Below are 13154 nucleotides of genomic sequence, written 5' to 3'. Positions count from 1 at the left end.
AAAGAAAAGGAATGAGACAGGTGGCCAGTAATCAAAACTATCAGTTCACATTAACAATTAAACATACGGACTATATTGTCAGGGATCACCGGGTGCATGGCACCCGGATTATACCCGGTGTCACATTTTTAGATATGATATACCGTATGGCGCTGAGCAAAGGTTTGCCTATTGAAGAACTCGAGTGTCAGAATATTTTGTATTTGGAACCTGTAGCAACATCGGATACCTTTGACAGAGAAATCCGCATCCGTTTTCAGGGATTGGAACAGGGATGGGAAATTCAGGCGAAGAGCAGAAAGGTAAAAGATGACCGCATTCTGGATGAAAGCTGGGATGAGAATATGAACTGCAGGCTCATGCAGAAATTCCCGGAAAACATGAGTTCAATTCATATCGATGAAATCAAACATGCCTCCGTCCGTGAAGCCGATATGGAGATATGTTATGACTATTTAAAAAAGGTTGATATAGAGCATTTTGAATTTATGAAGAGTCTGGGGAAGGTTTATGCGTCTGATCATTCTGTACTTGCAGAGTTGTCGCTCAGCCAAATTGCCAAACAATATACCGGCTATTTTCAATTGCATCCCACTTTTCTTGATGCGTCTACCATCATATCGATCCTTTATCAGGCATGTCCCGAATATTTTACACAAGGATCTCCGGCAAGCCGGATGAAAACGTATATTCCCATTCATATTGAATCTTTCCGTATGACGAAGCGCCTGGAAGACAGGTGTTATGTGTACATAGAGAAGCAAGACCAACATCATGATTCAGGGGATGTCATCCAAGTAAGTTACGGTTTGTACGATGCACACGGGGAGATGATCGCTTATTTTACACGGCTGTCTGTGAAACATATTCGCTCAAAAGATTTAATTGAAAATCTGAAGCAGACTCGTTTAGAAACTGAAGCGGCTTCTCAGCCAAAAGACGGCCTGATCAGAAAAGATTCAATCATAGATCGAAGCGAAAGCATTGAGACACACCTTAAAGAATTAATATCCGGGGTTTCAAATATAGACCTGCGTGACATAAGGACAGACATTGGTTTTTATGAACAAGGCCTGGATTCCGCTTCTTTGCTTGCCATTGTCAAAGAACTTGAAAACAAAACAGGGGAACAGCTGTATCCTACACTCCTGTTTGAGCAGAAAACGATCCGGGAACTCGCCGCGTATATTAAAGAAAATCAAAAAATGTCCAGTTATTTCTTAACGCAAAATCAATCGGCTGAAAAGCCTGACATGAAAGAAAGTAAGAACGAAAATCTTTCCGCTCTTATAACAGAAGGAGACATTCAGCAGCTGATCGCAGATATCAAAGGGACTGCCCCTGAAACACTCTCTGTGGTAAAAGGTTTTTATGAACAAGGCCTGGATTCCGTCACACTAATGCAAGCCGTAAAAGCATTGGAGGAGAAAACAGGCAGGGAACTGTATCCTACTTTATTGTTTGAGTATCCGACGATTCAAAAACTTGCAAATTATTTTGCGGAGAGCGGCGAAAAGACTTCCGTTGAAAAAGACCTCCCTCTTCATCATGGAGAGAATCATACGGCTCTGACCTATTTAACGCCGTATTGGAGACAAAAGGCTGCCGCTTGGGACCCGCATTGCGGAAATAAAAAGAAAAGAACATGTCTGCTGTTTCAATATGACAGAGAGCTTTTTCACTTTATGCGGGAAAATGCTGAAAATGGATTCGAAAATACACAGATCATTCTCGTTTTATCAGGGAATCGTTTCTCCTATCATAGAGACGGTGTTTATGAGATAGACCACAGGGAGGAAGCTCACTTTGACAGGCTTGCAGCTGATCTGAAAAAAAGGGGGCAAATGCCCGACACCGTGGTTTACGGGTGGCCGGAAGGATCATTTGCCGGCCCGGAAAAAATAAGTGAACAGCTTTCTAAAGGGGCTTACCCGCTATTCTTTTTCAGCCGGGCATTGATGCGCAGCAAGGCGGAAAAAAAGGTTGTATCGCTTTTCCTTTATCCGGCGGATCATAAAAATGATCAGCCGCTTTACGCTTCAGTCCATGGCGCAGGGCAGTCTATTTTGCTTGAGAACCCGAAACTGGCCCTTAAGACAATCGGGATATCAGTTTCAGACATGTCATCGTTGCCGGCTCTTACAGCTGAAATCATCAGATGCGAATCAACTGAAGCGCATCCGGGAGAAACCGATCTTTATTATGAAGGAAATGTGCGCTGGGTCCGTGCCTTACGGGAAGCAGAACCGGCTCAAAACTCAAGTTTCTCCTTTAAAGAAAACGGAGTATACATGATTACAGGAGGGGCCGGCGGCTTAGGCCTTATATTTGCAGAACATATCGCAGCGCAAACGAAAGCCAATATTATTTTAGCGGGCCGTTCTGAACTGACGGAAGACAAAAAGAACAAAATCAGCCGAATGAAAGCAGGCGGTTCTTCGGTTCAATATATAAGAGGAGATTTTTCAGATAGCCGCGATGCAGAGCAAATCATAAAAGCCATTAAAAGGCAATTCGGAGAAATCAACGGTGTGATACACAGTGCCGGTGTGACGCACGACGCTTTATTGATTCAAAAATCAAAAGATGAAATTCAGGAAGTGATCGCTCCGAAAATAAATGGGACGGTCTTATTGGACAGCTTGCTGCAAACCGAACCTTTGGACTTCTTTGTGATGTTTTCATCAAGCAGCTCGATGTACGGGAATATCGGACAGACGGATTACGCATTGGCCAACCGGTTCATTGATCTTTTCGCTGAGTGGCGTGAAGGAATGAGGCGGAAAAAAGAACGCTCTGGCGTCTCAGTAGCCATCGGCTGGCCCCTATGGGAAGACGGCGGCATGAAAGTGGATAAACAAACTGAAAAATGGATGAAACAAAAAATCGGTATGGTTCCCCTTAGTAAAACCAATGGGATCAAAGCTTTTCAAGATTCACTCTCTCTGAACGCATCACAGCTGATCGTGTTTGAAGGTGACAAAGAAAAATTGGAATCTGCACTTCAAGATACCTTAATGGAGGATGAAAGCCGTGAGATCCAAATAAATGAAACGGCTGATATAAGGCATCAAGACATTGCCATTATCGGATTAAGCGGAAAGTATCCGATGGCTGAAGACTTACCTGAATTTTGGGATAATTTAAAGATCGGAAAAGATTGTATTACAGAAATCCCGCCTGACCGCTGGAATATGGTTGATTTCTTCAGCGAAGACAGAGATATGAAAGGGAAGTCTTACAGCAAGTGGGGAGGTTTTATCAGCGGTGCCGATCAATTTGATCCGCTTTTCTTTCATATTTCCCCACGGGAAGCAGAACTTATGGATCCCCAGGAAAGGCTCTTTTTAGAAACGGCCAAAAATTGTTTTGAAGACTCAGGGTACCCGAGAAACATGCTGGAAAAGATGAAAGTCGGTGTATTTGTCGGTGCCATGTGGGGCCAATATCAACTATTTGAAGGAGAAGAAAATGGAGTGGCTTTCTCGCCGGCTTCCGTCTATTCTTCAATTGCCAATCGGGTGTCTTATTACTTTCATTTAAAAGGTCCGAGTTTGGCTCTGGATACAATGTGCTCTTCATCACTGACCTCTATTCATTACGCATGCCAAAGCATACATTGCGGAGAGAGCGATATGGCATTAGCCGGCGGAGTGAATTTGTCAATACATCCGAATAAATATAAGTTCCTCAGCATGGGACAGTTTCTATCAAGTGACGGCAGATGCCGGAGTTTTGGAAAAGACGGAAGCGGTTATGTTCCCGGTGAGGGAGTCGGAGCTGTATTGTTAAAACCATTGAAAAACGCAATAGAAGATCAAGATCAAATATACGGTGTGATTAAGGGAAGCGCCGTTAACCACGGAGGAAAGACGAGCGGGTATTCCATACCGAATCCGGATGCACAGGCGGAGGTCATTTCAGAAGCGCTTCGTAAAGCTGACATTGATCCGAACACCGTCAATTATATTGAAGCGCATGGAACAGGGACGTCATTAGGCGATCCGATTGAAATTCAAGGACTGAAAGATTCCTATCAATTGAACCATCCTTGCGCCATCGGTTCGGTGAAATCAAATATCGGACATTTAGAATCTGCGGCAGGAATCGCTGCGGTAACGAAAGTGCTTCTCCAAATGAAGAATAAGCAGCTTGTTCCCTCTCTGCATTCCGATATTGTTAATCCGTTTATAGATTTTGATCAGGTTCCTTTTCAAGTGCAGCGGAAAGCGGCTGAATGGAATATTCCGCAAAACAGCCATGCTGTTCATCCTTTAAGAGCCGGGGTAAGCGCTTTTGGGGCAGGAGGGACAAACGCGCATCTTATATTGGAAGCGTATGAGCCGCCAAAAGCTTTTGATCATCAAAGCGGCCGAGTGATCTTTGTTTTATCGGCTCAAGACAAACAACGGCTGATAAAATATGCGAAGGTTATGGCTGATTTTCTATCAGAAAATGAATCGAAGGATAACAATCATAAACTGCGTCTTCAGGATATTGCTTATACACTTCAGACGGGGCGCGATCATATGGAAGAACGGCTGGCGATAGTGGCAGATTCCGGGCAGGTCATTGCTGAAGAGCTTTCAGCTTATACCAGGGGTGAAAAAAGCAGCTTAAGTTATACCGGTAATACATTCGAATCAGAAGTTCACAATGAAATGCCTCACGTTTGTTCAGATTACGCCGAAGCAGCATCCAAATGGGTAAACGGAAGAAAGATAGATTGGGAGACTTTTGAGGTGAATCGGAATGCCCGCAGGATTTCTATTCCGGGACAACCGCTGATCAAACAGCGGTATTGGATAGCGGAAAAAGGGGAAGCACTTGTTTCAGCGGATGTGAGTAAGACGGGTCACCCTTTCTTGGGGAGTAACACGTCCGATTTTAATCAGTTCAGTTTCACGAAAAAAAATCAGCCGTAATCATCCGTTCGCACTAAGTCTGTCTGAAGGAAACGTGTCCTTTTTCCCTTACGCATCCTTGGCTGAAATGGCTATCGTCAATGCAGCGGCGGCATTTGGACAACCAGTTCAAACATTGACCGATTTATTGTGGACCGAAAGCATGAACGGGATGACTGATATACGGGAACTGATGATTACGCTGACGCCTGAGCGTGACTTTGCGCGGTTTGACATATATGCAAACACAAAAAATGAGAATAAAGTACGTCTTGCCAGGGGAAATGCGCATATGGTTAAGCCTGAAAGCGGTATGCTTCCTGAAGCGCTAGATATTGCTGAAGTCAAATCAGAAATGACTGAACATCCGGCTGAAGCGCCTTTTGTCATAGAATCAGTGAAAAACAGTTACGGAATGCTGTCGCTTCATTCAATGCCGGATGAGCTTTATGCAAAAAGAGAAAATTTTACGATTTCACCTGAAGCGCTTGAGTCCGCGATTCAAGCCAGTGCGTTTTTTGTCAGCGGAGAAACCTTCCCGGAATTGATTGGAATGGGAGCGGCGGATGTCTATCAGCCTCTCGCTCAAAATTTTTACGTCTATACTCAAAAAGAGAACCGGCAGAACAGCCGTGATGTAACGTGTCATATGACATTTACAGATGGAAACGGAAGCATTCTGGCAGAGTGCAGAGATGTGAGATTCAGATATGGTCATGAAAAAGACACTGTTCAGACGGACGATGAACTCATTCGTCTCCTGCGTCAATTAGAAACCAATGATATTGATCAGAAGGCTGTATTGAAACAATTAATGGGGGAAGAATGATGAACGGAAAACGTGAACAAATCAGCGATATTCTTGATCTGATTCAAACAGGACAAATGTCGGCTGACGAAGGCTATGCCCGTGTGACATCCATTCAGAATCAAAAATCACGGGCATCGAACCATCCGCTTTTATATTACAAGCCGGAATGGACTGAATCGTTCATTCCGAGTAAGAAGAGCGTGTCCTTGACGGGATTGCTCCTGATTTTTGCAGAAAATGAACGGCAAATACAAGAATTGAGCGGTTTGTTTAAGGACTGCACTCTCTTGTTTGTCATCCGCGGAAAAGAATTTGCTGTTTTACATGATGATACGATTTGTATGAACCACGTGAAAAAAGACGATTATCTAAAGCTGTTCCGATACATTCATGATCATTATCAGCCGCCCGAAAAGATTCTTCACTTGTGGTCTGATTCTCAGGCTGACATGAGTAAGGGAGGTATACAGAAACAATTGGAAAACGGATTGTTTTCTCTTCTGTATATTACACAGGCGCTGATTGAACTAAAATGGAAAAAGATAATAAAACTGACGCATATTTTTCAAACAGAGAATAAAGAACAACTGCCGCTGCATTATGCTCTCGGCGGATTGGTGAAAACCGTTCACCAGGAACACCCCAATTTTCACTACCAGATTATCAATATCACTCAATCAGAGGGTACGGGAGCCGCTCTTCCAGCAATAGCTGATATATATCAGAGAGAGTGTGACGAAAAACGGGATATCCATTTTGAAGTGCGCTATGAAAACGGCAGACGTTTTACGAAAAACTATAATAAAGCCGGCTCATTCGATTTAACCCAGCCGCTGAAACATCATGGGAATTATCTGATTACAGGAGGCCTGGGCGGTCTCGGTTATATACTGGCAAAACATCTGTCGGAAAAATGGAAAGCGAATCTCATATTGACAGGGCGCTCTGGTTTAACTGAAGAGCAGAAAAAAAAGATCGAATATTTAAGAAGTTCAGGTTCAACAGTTGAATATATCCGATCTGATGTTTCAAAACAAAGTGATGCTGAACGGATGTTTGCTTTTGCAAAAGAGCAGTTCGGCATCTTACATGGAGTATTTCACAGTGCCGGCGTACTCCGTGACTCTTTTATCTTAAGAAAGACAAAAGAAGAAATGGACCAAGTCACAGGTTCGAAAGTTTATGGCACGCTCTGGCTGGCGGAAGAAATCAAAAAAATGAAAGTTGAATTACTTGTCTTGTTTTCATCCACATCGGCAGTCTTCGGCTCAGCCGGCCAATGTGACTATGCTTTCGCCAATGCCTTTTTGGATCAGTATGCAGCAGTTATGACCGCAAAAGAGTCTGCCGAAAGGGTGGTGTCAGTCAATTGGCCGCTATGGACTTCCGGCGGGATGAATATTGACGATGAAGGAATATCCTACATGAAACAGGAACTCGGCCTTGACCCGCTAGATGACGGTGACGGAATACAGGCTCTGGAGAACAGCTTGTGTCAATCATCTGAACAGCTGATTGCCCTGAAAGGCCGAAAAGAAAAGATTGAGGATGTGCTGAAGCGTGCCGGCACAATCAGCTTACATTCAGACCAGCAGGAAGATGCCGATTTGCAAAGCGATGAATTAAGACAAAATATCATCAGTTATCTAAAAAATATAATGTCAGAGGAATTGAAATTACCGGCCTCACTCATAGATGAAAAACAATACCTGGAGAAATACGGCATTGATTCAGTGATGATCATGCGTCTGACCAAAAAGCTGGAGCAAAGTATCGGCAGATTGTCGAAAACATTATTTTTTGAATATCATTCAATATCGCAGTTAGCCGAATATTTTCTGAGTCATCACAGCGAACGAATGATGAAACTGCTGAACCCGGCCGGCAGATCTGAACTTGTTTCATATCAAAAAAAGCAAAAAAGAAAACCAGTGGAAACAAAAGCGCCGGCACGCTCTGAAGGAGAAGATTCAAAAGAGCACATTGCGGCCGATCCCCTTTCTGCTGATATAGCCATTATCGGTGTCAGCGGCAGATACCCGGGTGCGGAAAACATCAGGGAGTTCCAGAATGTGCTGATGAATGGACGGGATTGCGTAAGCGAAATTCCTGATGACCGGAAGGAAATGCTCGAGGGAAGCTGCTATAAGTGGGGAGGTTTTCTGAAAAATCCAGACCGGTTTGATCCTTTATTTTTCCGGATATCACCGAAAGAAGCGGCTTTTCTTGATCCTCAGGAACGTCTCTTTTTAGAGACAGTGTACAATACCATAGAGGATGCGGGTTATAAACCTTCAGATCTGACCCGCAAAAAGGTCGGAGTATTTGCAGGCGTCACATATGGAAGCTATCAATTTTTCGGCGTTGAAGAATCACTTAAAGGAAATGAACTGGCCGTCGGGTCTCCATTTTCTGCAATAGCAAACAGAATATCGTATTTCTTTAATTTTAAGGGGCCGAGTATGGCGGTGGATACAATGTGTTCATCCTCTCTTAACGCCATTCACTTAGCCTGTGAAAGTATACGGAGAGGGGAAAGCACACTTGCTGTTGCGGGCGGGGTCAATCTTACACTTCATCCGAATAAATATACATTATTAAATCAAAGCCGCTTCTTTGCAAGTGATGGCCGATGCCGTACATTCGGCGAGGGCGGTGACGGTTATGTACCGGGAGAAGGAGTGGGCTCCGTACTTTTAAAGCCGGCGGCGGAAGCGGTAAGGGACGGAGATCATATTTATGCGCTGATTAAAGCGACAGCGGTCAATCACGGAGGGAGAACAAACGGTTTTACGGTTCCTAATCCAAATGGTCAGTCTGAACTGATACAGGACGCGCTTCAGAAAGCTTGTATTGACCCTCGTACAATTAGTTATATTGAAGCTCACGGAACGGGAACCGCACTGGGAGACCCGATTGAGATCACCGGATTAACAAAAGCGTTTCGGGAATTTACGGAGCACACTCAATATTGTTCAATCGGTTCTGTCAAATCAAATATCGGCCATCTTGAGGCCGCAGCGGGAATTGCCGGTTTGACAAAGGTTCTTTTGCAAATGAAATTGAAAAAACTGTTTCCTTCCATACATGCGGAGACGTTGAATCCAAATATTGATTTTAAAGCATCTCCCTTTTATGTACAGCGGTCATTGCAAGACTGGAAGAAACCGAAACTGCAGGAAAACGGAAAAACAGTAACTGTTCCGAGAAGAGCGGGAATCAGCTCATTCGGAGCAGGAGGAACGAATGTTCATATCATTATAGAAGAATATGAAGAAACAAACGTCTCAACAGAACATGTTGAGAACGAACCGCATATTGTCCTGTTATCTGCTAAAGACAATGAACGTCTTCTTGAGTATGCCGAAAACATGAAAGATTTTATTCAGCGTTCACTAAGTCCTGAAGTAAAGGATAAACAGACTGATATGAAAGAAAAGGTGAATGAAGTACTCAAACCGTTTGTTTCGGAATTGCTTCATATCCATCCGGAAGAAATTAATATTTCTGATCACCTGAGTGAATTTGGCGTAGGGCCTTTGGAATTAAGCCGGATGGCGGATTTTATTAACGAAATGTTTCATATTGAACTCACGATGTATGAATTAACGGATTGCCCCTCTATTCAAGCGGTTACTGAATACTTACTGAAGGAATATGCCGGAGCGATAAGAAACATGTTCCCGAATGAAGTGATGGAAGGCGGCCAATCGGAAAGCGTCGTTTTACGGGATCTGGCATACACTACACAATCGGGCAGAGAAGCGATGGAGGCCAGAGCGGCGATTACCGGTACCTCTCTTAAAGAAATGAAAGATAAATTATCTGAGTTTTGCCGCGGTGACAAGCAAGTTCCAGGCGTATATGTTAATCAGCAATCAGATGCATTTGCTGAAAAAATGAAGGCGTTAACGGAAGGCAGAGCAGGTGAATTGTTTGTAAAAACCATTATTGAGAACGGTGAAGCGGAAAAGCTGGCTCAATTATGGGTTTGGGGGGCGGATATCGACTGGAAATCCGTTCATCAACATTTACAGCAGCCGGGTAAACGGATCTCAATTCCGACTTATCCGTTTGCAAAAGAACGTTATTGGGTTCCGTTCAGGACTGAGAGGGCAGAGATCCCTCAGCATTCTTTTCAACATCACTTGCAAAAAAAATGGAGGGAGAATCCGTTTGTAAATCCTTCCGAAACAAAAGAGTACGGACTGACAGTTGTATTTGTGAATCAAGACACAGAATCAATTGCCCGCACCATTTGTTCGGATATAGATCAGGAGAATCTGATTGTCATAAAACATCACTCTTCATTTATAAAACACTCTGATCAAATGTTTGAGTGTTCTTTATTAGATGAAAACCACGCATACGACGTTATCCGTGAGATCTTCTCGGGCGGTGAGCGGCAGGTCGAAAATATATTTGATTTCTCAGATATCGGAAACCAGAGTGACAATCAGAACGGCATCCCATATGGTAAATTCTTATTTATACAAGAAATAATTAAGCGGAGTAAAAAGGAAACACCATTATCCATTTTACAAATCACCAATGGCTTGCAGGTATTTAAAGCGGAAAAACCAAAGCTGACGGGTGCAGAATCAGCGGCTTTTCTGAAAGCCCTTTCTGCGGAATACGGCTTTGTTCATGTGAAAACAATAGATATAGACAGCATGAAAGAAACGCATGAGCTGAAACAAATCTTTGAGATTGAAAGGGCGCAATGTACAGGAGAGAATGAAGTATGCTACCGCAGCGGCGTCAGATATGTTCCGTATTTTGAAGAAGAAAGAATCCATACCGGCGGCGGGCCTGTTTCATTTCCTGCGGATAAAGCCATCGTCATTACCGGCGGGACAGGGGGCATTGGCAGAGCAATAGCTGAAGATTTGGTGAAACGGGGAGTGAAAAAACTCGTGCTGACGGGTACGCGTCCATTACCTTTGCGAAGTGAATGGGATCATTTGCTGAAAGAGGGCAGACAGGACGAAAAGACAGTCAGCAATATAAAACTGTTTCAAAGTTTTGAAGAGAAAGGTGTCGACTATCTGTATTACAGCGGTTCTCTCACAAATGAAGAGAAGCTTCGTTCATTCTTTCACCAAGTAAGTCTTGAATTTAAAGATATTAGCGGTGTCATACACTGTGCAGGACTGCACAGCGGCGGAAATCCGGCCTTTATTCATAAAAGAATGAGTGAATTTAAGACGGTGTACGGGCCGAAAGTCACTGGACTTCAGAACTTAGAGCGGATTTTTAATAATAGGCCGCTGGATTTCTTTATTCTGTTTTCATCAATTGCAGCACAGTCACCCAAACTGTCGAAAGGAATGACTGATTACGCGTCTGCAAATGCATATATGGACTATTTCGCGGCTTATCATTTTCAAAAGGGGAGAACGTATTTTACGTCCATCAATTGGCCGAGCTGGAAAGAAGTCGGAATGGGTACTGTGACGAGTCCTTTATATGATGAATTGGGATTGGACTCTCTATCCACGCGGGAAGGACTGGCGATTTTGTATCATGCACTGGAGAAAAAATCGGCCAATATCATTCCTATCGTGAAAAAAGGAACAGTGTTTCATGCAGACAGTCTCCTGAACATCAATAAAACCGGCAAGACTTCATTTCCAGCCCGAAGACAGGAGACTCCCGGCACTTTTGATCGTTCAGAAGGGCTTGTCAGTGAACTTTCTGCCGTATTTGCCGAGGAATTGAGCATACCCCTTGAAAAGCTTAACCCAAATACGGATTTTCAGGAATACGGTGTGGATTCTATACTTCTTGTCAGCATTATACATCGTATAGAAGCAATGATTCAGAAAAAAAATCGACCCTACTGTGCTTCTTGAACACAACACGATTCATGGTCTTGCGGAATATATCGGTAAGACGGCGCCGCCGTTGAAAAAACAAATCGAACAGACTGATTCTCAAAGCGCAATCAGCATGATATACAGTCTGTGACGAGCCGAAATACAAAACCGCAGACGGCTTCCTCTGCAAAGATAGCTGTTATCGGAATCGGATGTAAGTTTCCGGGCGCGGCTGATAAAGAGGAATTTTGGGACAATCTGAGAAAAGGGAAGAACCATATTAAAGAAGTACCTGATTCCCGGTGGAATATAGAAGAAAATTACTCTCCGGTGCAGCAAAAGGGAAAAAGCATCAGCAAATGGGGAGGATTTATCAATGGAATCGGCAGCTTCGATCCGGAGTATTTCCGTATGGAAGAGGAGAAAGCCATCCAAACGGATCCGCTGATAAGACATTTCTTAGAAACGAGTGTACAGACTGTACGGGATGCCGGTTATGAAGAAACAGAATTATCGGGAAAAAAAGTCGGCGTATTTGTCGGTTCCAGAATGGCCGGCTACGGTCACAAACTGCCGAAAGAAAGCAGCAGCCACATCGTCGGGCTTAGTCAAAACTTTATTGCTTCACATGTGTCGCATTTCTTTAATTTTCACGGTCCAAGCATGGTTTCTGATACCGCTTGTTCTTCTTCATTAGTCAGCATTCATTTAGCCTGCCAAAGCATAAAAAACGGTGATTCAGAAATGGCGCTGGCAGGAGGGGCGGATCTGCTTTTGGATGAAATTCCTTACCTGATGTTAACAGAAGGAGGAGCTCTTTCGCCGGACGGTCAGTGTTTTACTTTTGATGAAAGGGCAAACGGCTTTGTACCCGGAGAGGGTTTTGGCGCTGTTCTGTTAAAACCGCTGGAGAAAGCAAAAGCTGACGGAGATCGGATATACGGTATCATTGAAGCATCAGCTATTAATAACGACGGTGCGACAATGGGAATTACGACTCCGAATCCTAAGCTTCAAGAGCAGGTTATTCAAGATGCATTTGAAAAAGCCGATATCACTCCCGGATCAGTCAGCTACGTCGAAACTCACGGCACAGGCACGATGATTGGAGATCCGATTGAGCTTCAGGCTCTGACAAAAGTATTCCGAAGAGACACAAACAAAACGCAATTTTGCGGAGTAGGAAGTGTAAAAACCAATATCGGACACTTATTAAGCGCTGCCGGAGCGGCAAGTTTCATTAAAGTGATTTTATCAATATGGCATAAGGAAATTCCGCCTACATTGAATTGTGAAACGCCAAATCCCCGCTTTGAATTTGAAAAGTCGCCTTTTTATCCGAATACAGAACTGAGAAGCTGGAAGGATGGAAAACGGAGGGCGGGCATCAGCGCTTTCGGTTTTGGCGGAACAAACGCCCACCTTTTGGTAAGCGGCCTGGATGATTCATATCATTCCGTCAGAACTCCGCTGCCGCCTGCCGAGTTTGTCAGAAAAGAGTACTGGCCGGATTCAAATCGGAAAAAACAAATCAAACAGAATAAAAAACGGCTTCTTGAAATTATTGATGAAACAGAGTAGCACCTGCTCTGTTTCTTTACTTTGTAAAAGAAGAAAGGT

At 43.7% G+C, this 13154-nt stretch carries 4 protein-coding genes; all 4 read left to right on the top strand.

The window, feature by feature from the left end; all coding sequences use genetic code 11:
- Positions 1–20: 20 nt before the first annotated feature.
- The 4 genes from MJQ52_RS03815 to MJQ52_RS03800 all read left to right on the top strand — a co-directional run bounded on the left by MJQ52_RS03815 (position 21) and on the right by MJQ52_RS03800 (position 13115).
- On the top strand, positions 21–4925 hold the full coding sequence (locus MJQ52_RS03815; protein ID WP_434181860.1) for an SDR family NAD(P)-dependent oxidoreductase: 4905 nt from the start codon (positions 21–23) through the stop codon (positions 4923–4925).
- Positions 4926–5076: 151 nt separating this feature from the next.
- Complete coding sequence (locus MJQ52_RS03810) at positions 5077–5733, top strand: hypothetical protein (RefSeq protein WP_434181859.1); 657 nt, start codon at positions 5077–5079, stop codon at positions 5731–5733.
- Positions 5733–11570 carry an SDR family NAD(P)-dependent oxidoreductase gene (locus tag MJQ52_RS03805; protein WP_434181858.1) on the top strand — a complete coding sequence of 1946 codons (5838 nt, stop codon included), beginning with the start codon at positions 5733–5735 and terminating at the stop codon, positions 11568–11570. The genes MJQ52_RS03810 and MJQ52_RS03805 overlap by 1 nt, the downstream gene beginning before the upstream one ends.
- 111 nt (positions 11571–11681) lie before the next feature.
- On the top strand, positions 11682–13115 hold the full coding sequence (locus MJQ52_RS03800) for a type I polyketide synthase (RefSeq protein ID WP_434181857.1): 1434 nt from the start codon (positions 11682–11684) through the stop codon (positions 13113–13115).
- The last annotated feature ends 39 nt before the right edge of the window (positions 13116–13154 follow it).

The organism is Bacillus sp. jun7 (genome assembly GCF_051034795.1).
GTDB lineage: Bacteria > Bacillota > Bacilli > Bacillales > Bacillaceae > Bacillus > Bacillus velezensis.
The sequence above is the reverse complement of the archived record's forward strand: the minus strand, read 5'-3'. Positions and strand labels throughout refer to the sequence as shown.